The organism is Collinsella aerofaciens (genome assembly GCF_040926405.1).
Classification (GTDB): domain Bacteria; phylum Actinomycetota; class Coriobacteriia; order Coriobacteriales; family Coriobacteriaceae; genus Collinsella.
The window spans coordinates 51,160-69,745 of sequence record NZ_JBCOIG010000011.1 but is presented as its reverse complement, the minus strand read 5'-3'; the positions used below and the strand labels follow the sequence as shown (position 1 = coordinate 69,745).

Genomic DNA, 18,586 nt, shown 5'->3' with positions numbered 1-18,586 from the left:
CCGCAAAGCGCACCGGGATGTGCGCCGTCACGGCATGGTCCTCGATCAGGTTGGCAATGCCGTGGATGCAGCGATGCAGTGCGCCGCCGTCCGATCCATCGGGCGCACAGAAGTCCAGGCGACCGGGGCGCTCGCGGAACCGCGCCACGTGCAAGGCATGATCCACCAGCTCGCCGATACCCTCGTTGCGGGCAGCGCTAATGGGAACAACAGGCACGCCCAACAGGCTCTCGAGCAGATTGACGTCCACGGCGCCGCCGTTGGCCGTCACCTCGTCCATCATGTTGAGCGCGATGACCATGGGGCGGTCGAGCTCCATAAGCTGCAGCGTCAGGTACAGGTTACGTTCGATGTTGGTGGCGTCGATGATGTCGATGATGGCGTCGGGGTTTTCGTCCAAGATGAATTGGCGGCTGACGATCTCTTCGCCCGTGTACGGCGACAGGGAGTAAATGCCGGGCAGATCGGTAACGCTTGCCTCGGGATGGTTACGGATGGTGCCGTCCTTGCGGTCGACCGTCACGCCAGGAAAGTTACCGACGTGCTGGTTGGAGCCCGTAAGCTGGTTGAACAGCGTGGTCTTACCGCAGTTTTGGTTGCCGGCGAGGGCAAAATGCAGCGGTGCGCCCTCGGGCACGGCCGTTTTTGCCGCACGGGGCGAATACATCCCCTCGCCGAGTGCCGGATGCTCCGTCGTTCCGATTGCGGCGTTGGCGCGCGGACCGGTATCGGTGTCGTGCACATCCACGAGCTCAATGCGTGCGGCATCATCCTTGCGCAGCGTCAACTCGTAGCCACGCAGGCGAATCTCGAGCGGGTCGCCCATGGGGGCGTACTTCATCATGGTGACTTCGGTGCCCGGCGTTAGGCCCATGTCCAAAATATGCTGTCGGAGTGCCTGGTCGTCCGATGCCACCGATGCGACAACGGCGTCCTTTCCAATCTCGAGCGTATCGAGCTTCACGTCCGTGTTCCTCCCCCGGCGCCCACAGGGCGTTGCATTTATGTTCACCTTGGCTAACCGTTTGCCACGGCTAACCAATTTAACCATGCATGATAGCGCGAACACACAACGATGTTCAATCAGCAAATTGGCGCAATGGGGACAGGCAGGAGAGTTCAGGGCCATAGTTTCCCGATGAGGCCTCTCGGGGAAACTACATCCCAGAATTCTGGCTCGAAACGGGATATGTTTTCCCAAACAGGCCTCTTACGGAAAATGCATCCCGGAATCCCCACTCGAAACGGGACGCACTTTCCCAGTCGAGGCCCTATGGGAAACTGCGTCCCACCTTGAAGGGGGGACTGGGATGCAGTTTCCGAACGGGACATCAAAAACGAAGTTGCGGTGGAATAGTTCCTGGATGGACTGGTTGATGCCCCAGATAGGAACTATTTCACCGCAAGTTATTGAAGGGCTGGGATGCCCGTCCTCTTACAGATGGCGCTCCAGGAAGCGGAAGGCTAGGCGAATCCAAGGGCGGACCGCCACCTGCTTGTCCTCGTTGTCGACCGCGGTGTTGGCGTTGCCGAGCGAAAGGCCGTGACCACCCTGGTCGAAGACGTGCATCTCGCATGCAACGCCCTCCTCGGCCATGCGCTGCGCAAACGGGTAGACCTGCGCGATCGGCGCCGTCTTGTCGTCGGACACGCCCCACACAAAGGTCGGTGGCATCTGACGCGAAACATGCGTGGTGGGGCAGATGTCGGCCAGATGCTCGTCAGTTGCCTCGCCGCCCGTCACCATCGACAGGTAGTCGTTGAGCAAATCGCGCCCCGTCTTGCCGCCCGTCTTGGGCACACGCAAGTCAATGCGCGGATCGCGCGTCTGCATGTCGCGCACATAGGCAAAGTCGAGCAATGGATAGCCCAGCACCACGGCATCGGGACGAATGTCGTCCGGACGCGCCCCGGCAAGTGCCGCAAAGGGGCCGGTCTTCCACTGTGTTGCCAGCGAGGCGCAAATCATGCCGCCAGCAGAAAAGCCCACGACGCACACGCGCTTAGGATCGACATGCCACTCGTCGGCGTTGGCGCGCACCGTGGCGACCATCTTGGCAAGATCTGCCTGGGGGTGCGGAAAGCTCACGTCACCCGTAGAACTCGTGACATAGTTGAGCACAAAGGCCTGGTAACCGTGATCCAAAAACGCAAACGCCACGGGATCCTGCTCATGCGGAGCGATATGCGTAAACGCACCTCCGCCGCAGATAATCACGGCAGGGCGGCGGCCATTCGGTTTATCGGGCAGCGGCTCGGCACCCAAATACGTAAAGGTCGCCGGATATTCCTCGGTCGGCTCCTCGCCCCACAGCGCATGGTTCTCGACAATCATATGTGCTCCCTTCGCGCAAATTAAGCGCCCTTGTTTTTTGCCTTCAAGCGTACCCCACTTGAACCCGTGGCGCAGAAACACTCCGGCAATAAGTTTCCCTTCAACTGATATATCACATAATCCCAGTTCAGAGGTATCGCTGAGCAGCGTAAAATAGGGGGCGTTGACCAAGCCGCGAAACATATATGAAACGTTTCCGGCAAACCAAGCGCGCGATATGCGCCTATTTAAGTTGGAGGCAACTATGGGTCTGCTCGATTCGTTTAAGTCCACCTTCACCTCGACGGGCGAGGCGTCCGTTCCGCCCGCAGCAAGCTTCGCCACCCGCGAAGGCGTCATCTATGCCCCCGTCAACGGCGTGCTCGTCAACCTGGACGAGGTCCCTGACGAGACGATCGCCTCGGGCATGCTTGGCCAGGGCTATGGCATCGAGCCCATTACCAGCACCATCTATGCGCCCGCCAACGGCCGCATCGGTGCCACCACCGTCACCAACCACTCCATCGGCATGATTACCGAAGACGGCCTGCGCGTGTTCATCCATGTCGGCCTGGGCACCGTGGAAATGAACGGCAAGGGTTTTGCCCGCTTTGTCGAGATGGGCGATGTGGTCAAGGCAGGCCAGCCGCTCATCAGCTTCGACCGCGAGGCCATCAAGGCCGCCGGTCACGAGGACATCGTGACCGTCATCGTCTCCGAGCTCGATCGTCTTAAGAGCATCGACCATGTCGGCGAGTCTGGAACGCTTATCGGCGGCAACCCGCTCGTCAAGCTTGGCGACCCGCTGCTGGTTGCCAAGACCAAGTAGCCAGGCCCCGCGCCACACAGCCAAAAGGCACCTCGTCAAGCGCCCGCGACCATTTGGCCGCGGGCGCTTTTCGTTTGAAAAACCATCCCGCCAATGCCTTATCTGTATAGCCCAAATGAGCCGAGCTGCTAGAATATCGAACTGTATGGATAACTATCATTCAACCGTTATGGGAGGATACGTGAACCGCACCAAAATCGCGCAGCTCTACGCCGATGCCGAGTCGCTCGGCGGCCAGACTGTCACCGTCGCCGGCTGGACCAAGTCCGTCCGCGACATGAAGAACTTTGGCTTCGTCACGCTCAACGACGGCAGCTGCTTCAAGGACCTTCAGGTCGTCATGAACCGCGAGGCGCTCGCCAACTATGACGAGATCTCGCACCTCTCGGGCTATAACGCGCTCGTGTGCACCGGCACGCTCAAGCTCACGCCCGACGCCCAGCAGCCCTTCGAGCTCACGGCCCAGACCATCACGGTCGAGGGCACCTGCGCCGCCGACTACCCGCTGCAGAAGAAGCGCGCCACGGTCGAGTTCCTGCGCACGCAGCAGCACCTGCGCCCGCGCACGAACCTGTTCCGCGCCGTGTTCCGCATCCGCTCCGTGGCTGCCGCCGCCATCCACAGCTTCTTCCAGGAGCGCGACTTCGTCTACGTCAACACGCCACTCATCACCACGAGCGACTGCGAGGGTGCCGGCGAGATGTTCCGCGTCACCACGCTCGACCCCAAGAACCCGCCGCTCGTGAGCGCCGAGGCCGCCGAGAAGAGCGGTGGCGCCCTCACTGCCGGCGACGTGGACTGGAGCCAGGACTTCTTCGGCAAGCATGCGAGCCTCACGGTCTCCGGCCAGCTCAACGCCGAGAACTTCGCCATGGCCTTCGGTGACGTCTACACGTTTGGCCCCACCTTCCGCGCCGAGAACTCCAACACGACGCGCCACGCCGCCGAGTTCTGGATGATCGAGCCCGAGATGGCCTTCGCCGACCTCAACGACTACATGGACAACGCCGAGGCCATGCTCAAGTACGTGCTCACCACCGTGATGGAGAAGTGCCCCGACGAGCTGGCCATGCTCAACAAGTTCGTGGACAAGGGCCTGCTCGACCGCCTGCACCACGTTGCCACGAGCGACTTCGCCCGCGTCTCCTACACCGAGGCCGTAAAGATCCTCGAGAAGGCCGTGGCAGACGGCCACAAGTTCGACTACCCCGTGAGCTGGGGCATCGACCTGCAGACCGAGCACGAGCGCTTCCTCACCGAGGAGCACTTCAAGCGCCCGACGTTCGTGACCGACTACCCGGCCCAGATCAAGGCCTTCTACATGCGCATGAACGATGACGGCAAGACCGTGGCCGCCGCGGACTGCCTCGTCCCGGGCATCGGCGAGATCATCGGCGGCTCGCAGCGCGAGGAGCGCCTTGACGTGCTGGAGCGCCGCATCCACGAGCTGGGCATGAACCCCGAGCAGTACAAGTACTACCTTGACCTGCGCCGCTACGGCTCCTGCAAGCACGCCGGCTACGGCCTGGGCTTCGAGCGCTTGGTCATGTATCTGACCGGCGTGGGCAACATCCGCGACGTCCTGCCGCACCCGCGCACCGTGGGCAACGCCGACTTCTAATCGTCGGACGCTAGCTCGCGTCGCCACACGCCACGCTCATCGCACAAGCGTCTCTCGACATCGGTCGAGAGACGCTTTTTTCAACAGCATCCGTCAAGCTTTTGGCAAGTTTTTGGTCAGTTGAGCAGGGCTGTTGAAAACTCGAACCGCCGTTTGCCGACGGCTACTGACCGCCCAGAGTGCCCTGCGCCCCTGGGAAAGCTCCACGTCCTAGGCTCCATACCGTCGCCACCCAAAACGGAAAGGACGTGGGCGCCATGACCGAAACCGCTGTTGAAACTTACGAGACCACGACCAGAGGCGCTGCCTCGATGGCAGCCTATCGCGCCGTTCGCATCCTGCAGCTATTAAGCGAAAACACCGGCGAGGACAAGGCCATGCTTTCCGATGAGTTGATCCGGCGCCTCGCCCATCCCGACGACCCCGCCCGCATGCCCATCTCGGCGGCGCGGCGAAGCATCTACACCGCCATCTCCGCACTTCGCCATGCCGGATACGAAATTGAGTACAAGCGCGGCGTGGGGTATCGGCTCTTGACCCGTCCGCTCACCGACGAGGAAATCATCCGGCTCCACGGCATGGTCATGCGCAACCGCTCCACGCCCATCGCCATTCGAAAAAGCATGGCTCAGCACTTGGTCGCCATGGCGAGTGCCGACGTTCGCGGTTACCTCGATGCACCCGAGCCTGCTCCAAGTGCCGGCAGCAAATCCACCAAGGCCACGCGCACGCCCGTCAAGCGCATCGACACCTGCGAGCTCATCGAGCAGGCCATCGACCACGGAACCACGGTGAGCTTTGATATTTCGAGCGTCACGGCACGCGGCGAAACCGAGGTGGTGCGGATGACGGTCCGGCCCTTTGCCATCAGGCAACGCGATGGCGTCTCGTATCTGCTGGGAACGGTCTACGACACCCGAGGCGCCGACGACACCCTGCGCACCGTTGAGGTCAGCCGCATGAAAAACGTCAGCACGCGCTTGCTCGACGGCAAGAAACTCTTTGCTGCGCTAGACGAGGAGGACGCCTCCGCCGCATAAGAACCTCCGCCGTCCATTCAACTACCCGTACCGCCCATCCGGTTCTGTATTAAAAAACCCGCCAAGTTATTGTAAAAATGGACATCCGCGCTACTATAGTTCCACTTGCACTTTGTTTGAGTGCAGTGTTTCCAGCCATTTCTATACTGGGGGGTAACGATATGAAGGACATCACCATCAGCCGCAGGAGCCTTCTGGTCTCTGCTGGCCTGCTCGCGCTCGCTCCGCTCGCCGGATGCGGCGGCAACTCTGGTTCCGGCTCTGCTGCCGCCGGTTCCGACTACACCGTCGGCGTTCTGCAGCTCACCGAGCACTCCGCACTCGACGCCGCCAACGACGGCTTTGTCAAGGCTATCAAGAAGAGCGGTCTCAAGGTCAAGATTGATCAAAAGAACGCCCAGAACGACCAGTCCACGTGTAAGTCCATCGCCGACAAGTTCGTGGGCGATGGCGTCGATCTGATCTATGCCATCGCTACGCCCGCCGCGCAGGCCGCCGCTGGCGCCACCGCCGATATCCCCATCGTGGGCTGCGCCATCACCGACTACGCCGCCTCGGGCCTGGTCCAGGACAACGATAAGCCCGGCACCAACGTCACTGGCGCCTCCGACCTCACCCCGGTCGCCGAGCAGCTCGAGATGATGCAGAAGGTCCTGCCCGACATAAAGAAGATCGGCCTGCTCTACTGCACCGCCGAGTCCAACTCCGACGTCCAGATCAAGGCCGCCAAGAAGGAACTCGACAAGCTGGGCCTGGACTACACCGATTACACCGTCTCGAGCTCCAACGAGATCCAGTCCGTCGTCGAATCTGCCGTGGGCAAGGTCGACGCGCTGTACTCCCCCACCGATAACACCATCGCCGCGGGCGCCTCGCAGGTGGGCCAGATCTGCAAGGAGAACAAGCTTCCCTACGTGACCGGCGAGGAGGGTATGTGCATGGCTGGCGGCCTGTTCACCCTCTCCATCAACTACGAGGATCTGGGCTACGCCGCGGGCGAGATGGCCGTCAAGATTTTGAAGGGCGAGGCCAAGCCCGAGGATATGCCGATCAAGCATCTCTCGAGCAAGGACCTGGTCGTCGTCAAGAACGACGAGATGGCCGAGGCTCTGGGCATCGATCTTTCCGCTCTGGACGAGTAACGCCATGCGCGGCAGCGCGTCTAGGGCACGCACTCGTGCCGTTGCCGTGTTATTCAATATGTGAGCCACAGGGGCGAACGCCAAAGACCGGCGTTCGCCCTGCTTGTTACGGATGAGACAAAACATCCGGCCGCAGCTCTTTTATGCATTGTTACCGCTATCATGGTGACTCACGTGTCCACCCTATCCTAGGAGGTATAAAGCATGCTTATTGCATTGCAGGGCGCCGTTTCGCAGGGCGTCCTCTGGGGCATTATGGTGCTTGGCGTGTTTATCACGTTCCGCCTGCTCGACATTCCCGATATGACCTGCGACGGCAGCTTTGCCCTCGGCGGCTGCGTCTGCGCCGTGCTCATCGTCAATAACAACGTCGATCCGTTGCTCGCCGTGCTGGCCGGTATGTGCGCCGGCGCCATCGCGGGCGCCGTCACGGGCATTTTGACCACCGTCTTTGAGATTCCCGCGATCCTCGCCGGAATCCTCACCCAGATCAGCCTGTGGTCCATCAACCTGCGCATCATGGGCAAATCCAATACGCCCATCCTTGCCAAGGGCACCATCTTCTCGTCTGTTAGCAACATGACGGGCCTGCCGCAGTCCACCGTCGCCATCATCCTGGGCATCTTGCTCGCTGTGGCTATCGTCGCCATCCTGTATTGGTTCTTTGGCACCGAGATCGGCTCGGCACTGCGCGCCACCGGCAACAACGAATACATGATTCGCGCTCTGGGCGTCAACACCAACTCCACCAAGATGATCGCCCTCGTGCTCTCCAACGCCCTCATCGGCCTTTCGGGCGCGCTCATCTGCCAGAGCCAGAAGTACGCCGACATTGGCATGGGCACCGGCGCCATCGTTATCGGTCTTGCCGCCATTGTTATCGGCGAGGTGCTCGGCCGCCTGCTGCCCGGCGGTCTCACGCAGTTTAGCGTCCGTCTTGCCTCCGCCGTCTTTGGCTCCGTGGTGTACTTCCTTATCCGCGCCATCGTGCTGCAGTTGGGCATGGACGCCAACGACATGAAGCTGCTCTCCGCCGTGATTGTCGCCGTGGCCCTGTGCGTGCCCGTGGTTTGGGAGCGCTATAAGCTCCGCAGCTCCTACACGAAGGGGGATGAGGCAGATGCTTAAGCTCTCGCACGTCAAGAAAACCTTTAACAAAGGCACCGTCACCGAGAAGCGCGCGCTCACCGGCGTCGACCTTACCCTCAATGATGGCGACTTTGTAACCGTGATCGGCGGTAACGGCGCCGGCAAGTCCACGCTGCTCAACATGATCGCCGGCGTATATCCGCTCGATTCGGGCGTTATCGAGCTCGACGGCACCGACATCTCGCGTCTGAGCGAGTCGCAGCGCGCCAAGTACCTGGGCCGCGTGTTCCAGGACCCCATGCGCGGCACCGCAGCCGACATGCAGATTGCCGAGAACTTGGCCCTCGCCAAGCGCCGCGGCCAGCGTCGCGGTCTTTCGTGGGGCGTCACCAAGGCCGAGAAGGACGAGTACGTTGAACTGCTCAAGCGCCTGGACCTCGGTCTGGACACGCGCCTCAACGCCAAGGTCGGTCTGCTCTCGGGCGGCCAGCGCCAGGCACTCACCTTGCTCATGGCCACGCTCACCAAGCCGCGCCTGCTGCTGCTCGACGAGCACACGGCGGCCCTCGACCCCAAGACGGCATCGAAGGTACTCAACCTGACCGAGGAGATCGTCGACGAGAACCACTTGACCACACTCATGGTCACACACAACATGAACGACGCCATCCGTCTGGGCAACCGTCTGATCATGATGCACGAGGGCCACGTGATCTACAATGTGGCAGGCGACGAGAAAAAGTCGCTCACCGTCGCCGACCTACTGCAGAAGTTCGAGGAGGTCTCGGGCGGCGAGCTCGCCAACGACCGCATGCTGCTGAGCTAAAACCTGCCAAAAAGGGACAGGTTTATTTTGGCAGGTTTTATTTGCGCAAACGTCAAAACCGCCGCAAAGGGACAGACACCTTTGCGGCGGTTTTCGCATATTATGTCGATAATCCAGCGTCAGCAGGGACCACTGGTTAAGAACTAAGGAAACTGCCATGAGAAGACCTCTTCCCCGTCTTGCTTGACCGCCGCACTCCTTACCGGCGTGCTCGCCGGCGCCCCAGCTTACGCCACCGCGACCGCCCCATCTCAAGTTATCGGCCCGTCCGATGTGATCGGACGGGCTTTTTGGTGGGTATCATGGTTGAATGATCATTAGGAGGTTTTCCCTACATGGAATTGTTTGAGCCGATTCTTCATTTTTTTGAGCAACGGTGGGTCCACAACATCATCTGGGCCGTCATCTTGGCGATAGGCACCGCCGTCGCCGCCAAGGTTGCATCCAAGACCCTGCACCATCTGCTTAACCGAGACGATAACCCGCTTCCGGCATCGAGTATCTTCATCAACATCGCGCGCGCCGTCATCTGGATGATCGGCGGCAGCTTTATCCTCGACAACTGTTTTGGCATTAACGCAAACGCGCTCGTCGCCGCTCTTGGCGTCGGCGGCATCGCCATCTCGCTGGGCTTTCAGGATACGCTGTCAAACCTTATCGGCGGCATGCAGGTGACCTTTATGGGCATTATCAAGCCCGGCGACAATATCGAGGTCGGCGGCGTGTCGGGCGTGGTCCAGGACATCACTTGGCGCCACACGACCATCGAAGATGCCTGCGGACAGACCATCATCGTCCCCAACTCCAACATCTCCAAAAACACGCTCGTGCATCTGATGCCCTTTGGGCGCGTGGCCGTCCCCGTCGCGGTGAAAGACCCCTCCAAATGGGCGTCGCTCGATGCACTAGCAGACGAGCTGACCAGCGCCACCAAGGCCGCCGTGCTTCCCATCTCGGGCTTTGACAAGGAGCCCTATGTGCTCTTTAGCGAGATCGGCGACTTTGGCATTAAGGGCAAGATCATCTTTATCGTCAGCGACGACAGCACCACTTTCACCGCTGCCGACGCCTGCATCCGCGCCATCGCCCCCATCATCGCCTAACCTACCAAATAGGGACAGGTTTATTTTGGCAGGTTTTATCTGGGCAAATGAGCGGTTATTTCTTAATGGCCCAGCCGCCCTTTACGAGCTGCCCCTTTTCGAGCGGCCGAGACGATGGTAGCATGATTCATATAGTTGTTTAAACGACTAAGGGAGCAAAACTATGGAAGAGGCCTATCGTCAAGCACGCAAGCGCGGCGAACAAGGACGTCGACGCGCCATTAGTCAAAGCGCGCATCCGTACCTCACGGACCTCGATAGCTTGGTCGCCCAGCTCCCCTTAGGTCAGCGAGAAAACGTCGGCCTGAGGGACATTCCACTCGAAATGGTCGTCGGTACGGTTACTAAGGGCCGTCAGTCCGCCTTTTCATGCAACTTTATGCCCTTGCTGCCGTTTAGCACCGAGTTCGCCCGCAAGTGGTCCAACCTCTACGACATCCAGGTAACCGAGGGCTATCGCGACCCCATCATCGTCACCGAATTTATGCATCGGTTTTACGTCCAAGAGGGCAACAAGCGCGTCAGTGTCCTCAAATTCCTGGACGCTCCAACGGTTTCGGCTAGGGTCACCCGTCTCTATCCCGGCACATGGGATTCCGTCGAAAGCCGCCTGTACGGCGAGTTCTGCGCGTTTTGGCGCGTCTGCCCCCTATACGAGATCGAGTTCTCGCGCGAGGGAAGCTACGAGACGCTCGCGAAGATGCTCGGTCAGAACCTTATCGAAAAATGGCCGCAGAAAAAGGTCGAGTACCTGCACCACACCTTCTTACTCTTTAAGCGCGCCTACCTTCGCGCGGGCGGCGACCACCTGGACATTACGCCTGCCGACGCCATGCTCGTATACCTCAACGTATACAACCAGGACCGCCTACTGGACACACCGACCGATATCGTCGTAAACCGCCTGTGCAAGATTTGGCGCGAGCTGGTCATTGCCGGCAAAAGCGACGAGGACAAGGTCAACCTTGTCGAGGCGCCGAGCGTCGATGAGGAGGAGTCGCCCGCCAAGTCCACCTCCGGCGTGCTCAACTTCTTTATGGGCAAGACCGTCTATTCGGCAGCCAATCCCCTGCGCATCGCCTTTATCCATGAGTTCCCCTGTGCGACGTCGAGCTGGGACAGCCTGCACGACCAAGGGCGTCAGTATCTCGATGAGCACTTTGGCGGTATCGTGCGCACCGAGGCGTTCGAGGACTGCCATGATCCGGACGCGTTCTACGCCGCCGTGGAAACGGCTGTCAAACATGGAGCAAACGTCATCTTCTCGACCTCGCACCGCCTGATGGAATACACGCTCAGGGCTGCCGTTGAGTATCCCCGGGTTCGGTTCCTCAACTGCTCTATCGGTCTTCCCCATCAAAGCGTCCGTTCGTACTTTGGCAAGATGTACGAGGCCAAGTTCCTCCTGGGCGCCCTTGCCGCCAGCATGGCGGACAACCACCGCATCGGTTACCACGCGTCGGTCTTTGCCTCGGGCGCACTCAGCGAAATCAACGCCTTTGCGATTGGCGCCTCGCTGCTCGACCCCCGTGCGCAAATTATCCTGACCTGGGGCGATGTGCCTGCCGGTGGCCTTGCCGAGGCCATGTGCCGCGAAGGCGTGAGCGTCATGACCGGCGCCGACATGTCAAAGTCGCTCGAAGATCCCACGGCCTACGGACTTCACCGCCTGATCGATGGCAAGGTTGCCGGCATTGCCATGCCGGTGTGGAACTGGGGCCGATATTACGAGCTTATCGTGCGAAGTCTGCTGCATGGCACCTGGGACGAGACCAGTGACGACAGCCGGGTCCGCGCCGTCAACTACTGGTATGGCATGAGCTCGGGCGTTATCGATATTCGCTACGCTCCGGGCCTGCCCTATCAGACGCGCAAGCTTGTTCAGCTACTCCGCAATGGCATCGTCGAGGGCTCCATCAATCCATTTGGCGGCGAACTCCATAGCCAAGACGGCGTGGTGCAGATCGAGGGCTTTCCCCCACTGCCGAGCACTCAAATCGTCGAGATGGACTGGTTGGCCGACAACGTGGTGGGCACCATTCCGCAGCCCAACGATGAGCCGAAGGTCCACGCCCTATGAAAATCCTTGCCATAGCCGATACCGAAGAACGATGCCTATGGGAGCGCTTTCGCAAGGAACGCTTTGAGGGTGTCGACCTGATTTTGTCCGCTGGCGATCTGGACCCGGATTATCTTGAGTTCTTGGTCACCGTCATCAACAAACCGCTCATCTACGTTCGCGGCAATCACGATGATCGCTACGCGCGTCATGCACCAGGCGGCTGTATCTGTGTCGAAGACTCCGTTTACGTGTATCGCGGCGTCCGCATTGCGGGTCTTGGCGGCTCCATGCGCTACCGAGATGGCGCCAACATGTACACCGAGCGCGAGATGGCCAAGCGCGTGCGCAAGCTGTCACGCAAAGTGAGGATGGTCGGCGGCTGCGACATCCTGCTGACCCATGCGCCCGCCGCCGGCATGGGCGATCTGGATGATCTGCCACATCGAGGATTTGAATGCTTTAACACAGCGCTCGAATCCTGGAATCCCGACTACATGGTGCACGGGCATGTGCACCAATGCTATGGTCGCGACTTTCAGCGTGAGCGTCAACATGCATGCGGGGCAATGATCATCAACGCCAGCGGATATACGCAGTTTGAGCTCGACCAGACGCGCTACCCCATCCGTGGCTGGCAGGCAGCCTGGCTCAACTCACAAACCATGCGCCGCGAGCTCAAGCGCCACGAGGCCATCGAGTCCTCAACCGCCAGAACACCCTGGTAACTGCCTCAAAGGGGTCACTGCCCCCTTTGAGGCAGTTTTGACGCGATAGCAAGAAACCCGGTCCTGCACGAGACAGAACCGGGTTTCTTTAGCAATGCTTGCTTTGCTCAGGCAGTAACTGTTAGTTACTCAGCCAGGAAGTCACGCTGGATAGCGGGATCGACCTTGACGCCAGGGCCCATGGTGGAAGACACGGAGATGGACTTGACGTACTTGCCCTTAGCAGAAGAGGGCTTGACGCGCAGGATCTCGGTGTACAGGGCGGCGTAGTTCTCGACGAGCTGCTTCTCGGAGAAGGACTTCTTGCCCAGGGGCACGTGGCAGATGCCGTAGCGGTCGGCGCGATACTCAACGCGGCCGGCCTTGAGCTCGGAGACCATCTTGGCGACGTCCATGGTCACGGTGCCGAGCTTGGGGTTCGGCATGAGGCCACGGGGACCAAGGATCTTACCGATGCGGCCAACCTTGGCCATCATGTTCGGCGTAGCGATAGCGGCGTCGAAGTTGATCTCGCCCTTCTGAATCTGGGCGACGAGCTCGTCGGAACCGATGATGTCGGCGCCGGCAGCCTCGGCCTCGCGAGCCTTCTCGCCCTCGGCGAAGACGGCAACACGAATGGTCTTGCCGGTGCCGTGGGGCAGGGAGATGGAACCACGAATGTTCTGGTCAGCCTTACGAGTATCGACGCCCAGACGGAAGTGGGCCTCGACGGTCTCGTCGAACTTGGCGGTGTCGAGCTCCTTGATGAGCTTGGCAGCCTGAAGGGGGGTGTAGAGCGTGGCGCGGTCGATCTTCTCGGCAGCGGCGTTATAGCTCTTACCATGCTTAGCCATGTGCATTACCTCCTGTGGTTAAACGGGCGTGAGCCCTCCCACATCGTATCGTGTGCCCTATTGCACACATTTAACGGGCGCCCCGGTTGGAGCACCCGTCATTACCTAAAGAAATCGCTACTCAGCGATGGTGACGCCCATGGAGCGGGCGGTACCGGCGATGATCTTCTTGGCGGCGTCAATGTCGTTGGCATTGAGGTCCGGCATCTTGATCTCGGCGATCTTGGTGAGCTGCTCCTGGGAGAGCTGACCGACCTTGTCGGCCTGGGGCTTAGCGGAACCAGACTTGAGGTTCAGCTCCTTCTTGATGAGGTGAGCCGCCGGCGGGGTCTTGGTGATGAAGGAGAAGGACTTGTCCTCGTAGACAGAAATCTCAACGGGGATGATGTCGCCCTTCTTGTCCTGCGTCTCGGCGTTAAAGGCCTGGCAGAACTGCATGATGTTCACACCAGCAGCGCCCAGGGCGGGGCCGACGGGAGGAGCGGGGTTAGCTGCACCAGCAGGAATCTGGAGCTTAATGACGTTGGCAACCTTCTTCTCAGCCATGGTCATTCCTTTCGAATCACGAGTGTGAAGTACTTGCTATATCGTAAGCACGCACGTGTTAGAAGCACTCCTGAGATGAGCAGTCACAGAAGAAGCACGCTCGCGCGAACGGACGAAAACTTAAGCGATGACAGCGACCTGGTTAAAGTCGAGCTCTACCGGCGTCTCGCGGCCAAAGATCATCAGCGTGACCTTGAGCTTGCCTGCCTCGGTGTTAACCTCGGAGACCTTGCCATCAAAGTCGGTAAGCGGGCCATCGGTGACGCGGACGGACGTGCCGACCTCAATATCAACCGAGGTGCGCTTGGGCGAATCGCCCTTACCGGGACGACGAGTCATCTTATTGTACTCGTCGCGGGAAAGCGGAGCGGGCTTGCCGTTGCCGCCCAGGAAACCGGTGACGCCGGGCGTGTTGCGAACACACGTCCATGCATCGTCATCCATCTCCATGCGGACCAGGACATAACCCGGGAAGATCTTCGAATCCTTGGTCTCACGCTTGCCACCCTCTTTAATCTCGGTGACGCGCTCCATAGGAATCTCGATATCAAAGATACGGTCCTGCATGCCCATAGTCTCGATGCGATGCTCGAGATCGGACTTAACGCGGTTCTCGTATCCAGAGTAAGTGTGAACGACGTACCAACGCTTAGACATGGTTTAGCCCCTCAATCCAGAGAACAGAGCAAGAGCCTCGCCAAAGCCAGCATCGAGCAGAGCGATGACGACGCCGACGACGATCAGAGAAGCGCAAACGACGACCGAGTAGTTCACGAGCTCCTTCTTATCGGGCCACGTGACACGCTTCATCTCGGACTTGACCGAAGCGAAATACTTCTTGGTGCGGGCGAAGAAACCAGGCTTCTCGTTCTTCTTGGACTTCGCAGCCTTCTCGTTCTTCTTGGCAACGGCCTTCTTGGCCTCAACCTTGGAGTTGGCGGCAGCGTTGTTGGCAGGTGCCGGCTGCTGAGCCTTCTTCTTGTTCTTCTTGTTGGCCATTTGGGTTACCTCCGCGCAATGCGCTTATACATGAGTAAACCGTAAGCCCCCAATTGGGAGCTTACGGAATAATGACTGGCACGCCAGGAAGGACTCGAACCCTCAACACTCGGTTTTGGAGACCGATGCTCTACCAATTGAACTACTGGCGTATGTGACTAGAGACTAGCGAGTCTCTTTGTGCAGCGTGTGGTGACGGCACCAGGGGCAATACTTCTTGATCTCCATACGATCAGGCATGTTCGCCTTGTTCTTGGTGGTCGTATAGTTGCGGCGCTTGCACTCAGTGCACGCAAGAGTAACTAGAGTACGCATGTATCCTGAACCTTTCATATCCGCCCCGTACGGGCACGAGATGGTACTTTATCAGCTCTATGTAAGTGCTGTCAATGAAAACCTCGAATCAATTGGTTCTCGCTGGATCCATTCATATTTGGAACACATCAATGAAGCCAGCGAGATCTAATCGATCCATCACGCTCGGCTTAAGGGCGAGCGAAGCGTAATCGGCGGGGAATAAGTCCCGCGTAGAAAAGAACCCGGCACCCTATAAGTGCCGGGTTCTCTCTAAGTCAGCTATATCAAAGAGCTAATTTACTCAATAATCGTGGAGACGATGCCCGAACCGACGGTGTGGCCACCCTCGCGGATAGCAAAGCGCAGGCCCTCCTCCATGGCGATCGGGTGAATGAGGTCGCCCTCGATGGTGATGTGGTCACCAGGCATAGCCATCTCGGTGCCCTCGGGGAGCTTGACCGTACCGGTAACGTCGGTGGTACGGAAGTAGAACTGAGGACGATAACCATCGAAGAACGGGGTGTGACGGCCGCCCTCCTCCTTGGTCAGAACGTAGATCTCGCCGGTGAACTTGGTGTGCGGGGTAACCGAACCGGGCTTGCAGAGAACCTGGCCGCGCTCGATGTCCTCGCGCTTGATGCCGCGGAGCAGCAGACCGACGTTGTCGCCAGCCTCGCAGAAGTCCATGGACTTACGGAACATCTCGATACCGGTAACGACAGTGTTCTGGGTATCCTTGATGCCGACGATCTCGACGGGCTCGTTGAGCTTGAGCTCACCGCGCTCGACACGGCCGGTAGCAACGGTACCACGACCGGAGATGGTCATAACGTCCTCAACGGCCATCAGGAACGGGAGGTCGTTGTTACGAGCAGGCGTCGGGATGTACTCGTCGACGGCCTTCATGAGCTCGCGAATGGCGTCCATCCACTTGGCGTCACCCTCGAGAGCGCCCAGAGCAGAACCACGGATGACGGGGATGTCGTCGCCGGGGAAATCGTACTCGGAGAGGAGCTCACGGGTCTCCATCTCGACGAGGTCGATGAGCTCGTCATCGTCGACCATGTCGCACTTGTTCAGGAAGACGACGATGTAGGGAACGCCGACCTGACGGGCGAGCAGGATGTGCTCGCGGGTCTGAGCCATGGGGCCGTCGGTAGCAGCGATGACCAGGATAGCGCCGTCCATCTGAGCAGCACCGGAAATCATGTTCTTGACGTAGTCAGCGTGGCCCGGGCAGTCAACGTGAGCGTAGTGACGGGCAGCAGTCTCGTACTCAACGTGGGAGACGGAAATCGTGATGCCGCGCTCGCGCTCCTCGGGAGCCTTGTCGATGTTCTCGAACGCAGTGAAGTCAGCCTTGCAGCCCTCGGTCTCGGAGAGAACCTTGGTGATGGCGGCGGTCAGCGTGGTCTTGCCGTGGTCGACGTGACCAATGGTGCCGATGTTAACATGCGGCTTAGTGCGCTCAAACTTCTCTTTGGCCATAAAGCCCTCCTCTTAACAGGTCGTCCCCGGACGGGACTTTGCCTTTATACCATAGTGGCCTCTCAACATACTATTGAGAAGCCACCGTGTTACCTATGGTAGCGGTGACTGGATTCGAACCAGTGACGCCACGGGTATGAACCGTGTGCTCTAACCAACTGAGCTACACCGCCGGATGGAGCCTGCAACCAGACTTGAACTGGTGACCTCTTCGTTACCAACGAAGTGCTCTACCGACTGAGCTATACAGGCACTTGACGGGTGGGAGCTATAGGATTCGAACCTATGTAGGCAGAGCCAACGGGTTTACAGCCCGTCCCCATTAACCACTCGGGCAAACTCCCAATCGTTCAAGTATCCGCAGGTTCTTTGGTCTTTTGGACCGCCGCCCCCGCGAACGAAAAAGATAATACGATGCAACCTTGGGGGCTGTCAACGAAAACCTCTATATACACGGTGCCGGGCGTATCTATATACCTTTGACCTGCTGTTTTGCTGAGTTTGGATATAGAGGACGGTGGATTTGCATGTAGCGGTGACATTTCCCGAGGGAACACTTTGGCATAGTGGAGTACATCTGCTGCACCGACCTTTGATAACGACCCTCTTGCACTATTACCTTGCACTATTACATAGGTCGCGATCGTGCTTCCACGGCACGTTCAAGCGTGGATAATCTCCCGCTTTTAGCGCGGCTCTAAGCCCAAAGTTGGAGATTATCCACTCTCATTCTCCAGACGGGAGAACTATAGAGCCGCTACTACTCGGGCCAGACCAAAGTAGACCCATAGAGCGGCTCCCCCTTGGTGCAGGGGTAGCGGCTCAAGTAACACGACGATAGCAAGTCGAAGAAATAGGTCATGGCGTATTTCGAATAAACGCCGAGTCGGTCAATTCCGTTTCCCGCATTGCCAAGACGATATACACGGTCAAAAGACCTCGATTTGTCATCGTTGCTAAACGCAGTAATTAGAATCTTCCTGCCCGAACGGCAATCAAGATACTCTCGCGCCTGTGACGCAAATAGCCCGGAGACCGATACGAGAATTATCAATGACTGCGAAGCGTCTCCCATGTTTTTCAATTCCGCGACGTTAGCCCCAGCAACTATGCGAACTATCTTGCCCGCATAAAACATTTCCTGCTGAAATCGTACGAGATTGGCGCTCACATTATTGGTGCACCAGATTTCAACGTTTTTATGGCCATCAATTTCGTCGGCAAGGTGCTTAATAGCGATATCGGACACGCCGCTTTCAACCTCAGCGAACATCTCGATCATGCGAACGTCGAGCTCTGCCCTGTACTCCTCGTAGCCAAATTCCTCCTCTCGATGGCTTAAGTCGCTTGGAAAGACTGATTGAGTAAATGATTCTTTCAAATCGCTAAGAGACTGGTAGCCCAATCGATTGCAGAAACGACGAACAGCGGAACGGGTCACGAATGCATCGCGGGTTATTGCGGCAACATTGATTTCGCTCGAACGCCTAATGTGAGCGATGAGATATCGAGCGATGGCGGCATCGTTTGACCCAAACTCGCTGTTGATGATGGAGCTAATGCGATTGAGCACATCGAAGTCATTGATATTCACGTGATCTCTCTTTCCGCTCTCCTCGATATTATGGTTCATTTATTGAATCAAACAGCTTTGGTCGTTCTCCTATGATTC

General features: G+C 58.7%; 18 protein-coding genes and 4 tRNA genes. 9 read left to right on the top strand and 13 right to left on the bottom strand.

The genetic code is table 11. From position 1 onward, the window contains the following. Nucleotides 1-964, bottom strand: a 964-nt coding sequence (locus tag AB5758_RS05635) for a FeoB small GTPase domain-containing protein (RefSeq protein ID WP_368155428.1), incomplete at its 3' end; no start/stop codon positions are given. 471 nt (nt 965-1,435) lie between these two features. Further along, on the bottom strand, nt 1,436-2,335 hold the full coding sequence (locus AB5758_RS05630) for an alpha/beta hydrolase (RefSeq protein ID WP_161160737.1): 900 nt from the start codon (nt 2,333-2,335) through the stop codon (nt 1,436-1,438). A gap of 217 nt (nt 2,336-2,552) precedes the next feature. Between AB5758_RS05630 and AB5758_RS05625 the strand changes: the two genes are divergently transcribed. From AB5758_RS05625 to AB5758_RS05585, 9 genes are all read left to right on the top strand, one after another. Further along, nucleotides 2,553-3,143 carry a PTS sugar transporter subunit IIA gene (locus AB5758_RS05625; RefSeq protein ID WP_368155427.1) on the top strand — a complete coding sequence of 197 codons (591 nt, stop codon included), beginning with the start codon at nt 2,553-2,555 and terminating at the stop codon, nt 3,141-3,143. A gap of 181 nt (nt 3,144-3,324) precedes the next feature. Then, entirely contained in the window at nt 3,325-4,764 is a 1,440-nt protein-coding gene (gene asnS / locus AB5758_RS05620) for an asparagine--tRNA ligase (RefSeq protein WP_368141388.1), read from the top strand. Nucleotides 4,765-5,021: 257 nt separating this feature from the next. After that, nucleotides 5,022-5,804, top strand: coding sequence for a WYL domain-containing protein (locus AB5758_RS05615; RefSeq protein WP_368141387.1), 783 nt, complete (start codon nt 5,022-5,024; stop codon nt 5,802-5,804). Between the two features lie 161 nt (nt 5,805-5,965). Further along, entirely contained in the window at nt 5,966-6,946 is a 981-nt protein-coding gene (locus AB5758_RS05610; RefSeq protein ID WP_368141386.1) for an ABC transporter substrate-binding protein, read from the top strand. A gap of 204 nt (nt 6,947-7,150) precedes the next feature. Beyond that, nucleotides 7,151-8,074, top strand: a complete 924-nt coding sequence (locus AB5758_RS05605) for an ABC transporter permease (RefSeq protein ID WP_117802925.1) — start codon at nt 7,151-7,153, stop codon at nt 8,072-8,074. Then, on the top strand, nt 8,067-8,861 hold the full coding sequence (locus AB5758_RS05600) for an ABC transporter ATP-binding protein (protein WP_368141391.1): 795 nt from the start codon (nt 8,067-8,069) through the stop codon (nt 8,859-8,861). Before AB5758_RS05605 ends, AB5758_RS05600 begins: the two co-directional genes overlap by 8 nt. 335 nt (nt 8,862-9,196) lie before the next feature. Then, a complete protein-coding gene (locus AB5758_RS05595; RefSeq protein WP_346964761.1) occupies nt 9,197-9,964 on the top strand; it encodes a mechanosensitive ion channel family protein in 768 nt (255 codons plus the stop codon). Between the two features lie 163 nt (nt 9,965-10,127). After that, a complete protein-coding gene (locus AB5758_RS05590; RefSeq protein ID WP_346964762.1) occupies nt 10,128-12,044 on the top strand; it encodes a BMP family ABC transporter substrate-binding protein in 1,917 nt (638 codons plus the stop codon). Further along, nucleotides 12,041-12,751 carry a metallophosphoesterase family protein gene (locus AB5758_RS05585; protein ID WP_346964763.1) on the top strand — a complete coding sequence of 237 codons (711 nt, stop codon included), beginning with the start codon at nt 12,041-12,043 and terminating at the stop codon, nt 12,749-12,751. Before AB5758_RS05590 ends, AB5758_RS05585 begins: the two co-directional genes overlap by 4 nt. A 125-nt stretch (nt 12,752-12,876) precedes the next feature. On the opposite strand, the gene rplA is transcribed toward AB5758_RS05585, so the two are convergent. The 11 genes from rplA to AB5758_RS05530 form a co-directional block, all read right to left on the bottom strand. Beyond that, a complete protein-coding gene (gene rplA / locus AB5758_RS05580; protein WP_346964764.1) occupies nt 12,877-13,584 on the bottom strand; it encodes a 50S ribosomal protein L1 in 708 nt (235 codons plus the stop codon). 117 nt (nt 13,585-13,701) lie between these two features. Then, nucleotides 13,702-14,130, bottom strand: coding sequence for a 50S ribosomal protein L11 (gene rplK, locus AB5758_RS05575; protein WP_022093893.1), 429 nt, complete (start codon nt 14,128-14,130; stop codon nt 13,702-13,704). A 120-nt stretch (nt 14,131-14,250) separates the two neighbouring features. Next, nucleotides 14,251-14,787, bottom strand: a complete 537-nt coding sequence (gene nusG / locus AB5758_RS05570) for a transcription termination/antitermination protein NusG (protein WP_099432095.1) — start codon at nt 14,785-14,787, stop codon at nt 14,251-14,253. 3 nt (nt 14,788-14,790) lie between these two features. Next, nucleotides 14,791-15,129, bottom strand: coding sequence for a preprotein translocase subunit SecE (secE, locus tag AB5758_RS05565; RefSeq protein ID WP_117583102.1), 339 nt, complete (start codon nt 15,127-15,129; stop codon nt 14,791-14,793). A 76-nt stretch (nt 15,130-15,205) separates the two neighbouring features. Beyond that, a tRNA-Trp gene (locus AB5758_RS05560) sits at nt 15,206-15,281 on the bottom strand. A gap of 13 nt (nt 15,282-15,294) precedes the next feature. Further along, the gene (gene rpmG, locus AB5758_RS05555) at nt 15,295-15,444 is read right to left on the bottom strand and encodes a 50S ribosomal protein L33 (RefSeq protein ID WP_102372646.1); all 150 of its coding nucleotides are present in this window, start codon (nt 15,442-15,444) and stop codon (nt 15,295-15,297) included. Between the two features lie 279 nt (nt 15,445-15,723). Next, the gene (gene tuf, locus AB5758_RS05550; protein WP_035137538.1) at nt 15,724-16,914 is read right to left on the bottom strand and encodes an elongation factor Tu; all 1,191 of its coding nucleotides are present in this window, start codon (nt 16,912-16,914) and stop codon (nt 15,724-15,726) included. 96 nt (nt 16,915-17,010) lie between these two features. After that, nucleotides 17,011-17,087, bottom strand: a tRNA-Met gene (locus AB5758_RS05545). 3 nt (nt 17,088-17,090) lie between these two features. Next, nucleotides 17,091-17,166, bottom strand: a tRNA-Thr gene (locus AB5758_RS05540). 10 nt (nt 17,167-17,176) lie between these two features. Continuing rightward, nucleotides 17,177-17,258, bottom strand: a tRNA-Tyr gene (locus tag AB5758_RS05535). A 416-nt stretch (nt 17,259-17,674) separates the two neighbouring features. Then, nucleotides 17,675-18,508 carry a MurR/RpiR family transcriptional regulator gene (locus AB5758_RS05530; protein WP_195625133.1) on the bottom strand — a complete coding sequence of 278 codons (834 nt, stop codon included), beginning with the start codon at nt 18,506-18,508 and terminating at the stop codon, nt 17,675-17,677. Nucleotides 18,509-18,586: the final 78 nt, after the last annotated feature.

What these genes read in the sequence shown, in the direction of transcription:
- AB5758_RS05630 (WP_161160737.1), bottom strand. Translation starts at nt 2,335, where the DNA reads ATGATTGTCGAGAACCATGCGCTGTGGGGCGAGGAGCCGACCGAGGAA.
- AB5758_RS05625 (WP_368155427.1), top strand. Translation starts at nt 2,553, where the DNA reads ATGCGCCTATTTAAGTTGGAGGCAACTATGGGTCTGCTCGATTCGTTT.
- AB5758_RS05615 (WP_368141387.1), top strand. Translation starts at nt 5,022, where the DNA reads ATGACCGAAACCGCTGTTGAAACTTACGAGACCACGACCAGAGGCGCT.
- AB5758_RS05610 (WP_368141386.1), top strand. Translation starts at nt 5,966, where the DNA reads ATGAAGGACATCACCATCAGCCGCAGGAGCCTTCTGGTCTCTGCTGGC.
- AB5758_RS05605 (WP_117802925.1), top strand. Translation starts at nt 7,151, where the DNA reads ATGCTTATTGCATTGCAGGGCGCCGTTTCGCAGGGCGTCCTCTGGGGC.
- AB5758_RS05600 (WP_368141391.1), top strand. Translation starts at nt 8,067, where the DNA reads ATGCTTAAGCTCTCGCACGTCAAGAAAACCTTTAACAAAGGCACCGTC.
- AB5758_RS05595 (WP_346964761.1), top strand. Translation starts at nt 9,197, where the DNA reads ATGGAATTGTTTGAGCCGATTCTTCATTTTTTTGAGCAACGGTGGGTC.
- AB5758_RS05590 (WP_346964762.1), top strand. Translation starts at nt 10,128, where the DNA reads ATGGAAGAGGCCTATCGTCAAGCACGCAAGCGCGGCGAACAAGGACGT.
- AB5758_RS05585 (WP_346964763.1), top strand. Translation starts at nt 12,041, where the DNA reads ATGAAAATCCTTGCCATAGCCGATACCGAAGAACGATGCCTATGGGAG.
- rplA (WP_346964764.1), bottom strand. Translation starts at nt 13,584, where the DNA reads ATGGCTAAGCATGGTAAGAGCTATAACGCCGCTGCCGAGAAGATCGAC.
- rplK (WP_022093893.1), bottom strand. Translation starts at nt 14,130, where the DNA reads ATGGCTGAGAAGAAGGTTGCCAACGTCATTAAGCTCCAGATTCCTGCT.
- nusG (WP_099432095.1), bottom strand. Translation starts at nt 14,787, where the DNA reads ATGTCTAAGCGTTGGTACGTCGTTCACACTTACTCTGGATACGAGAAC.
- secE (WP_117583102.1), bottom strand. Translation starts at nt 15,129, where the DNA reads ATGGCCAACAAGAAGAACAAGAAGAAGGCTCAGCAGCCGGCACCTGCC.
- rpmG (WP_102372646.1), bottom strand. Translation starts at nt 15,444, where the DNA reads ATGCGTACTCTAGTTACTCTTGCGTGCACTGAGTGCAAGCGCCGCAAC.
- tuf (WP_035137538.1), bottom strand. Translation starts at nt 16,914, where the DNA reads ATGGCCAAAGAGAAGTTTGAGCGCACTAAGCCGCATGTTAACATCGGC.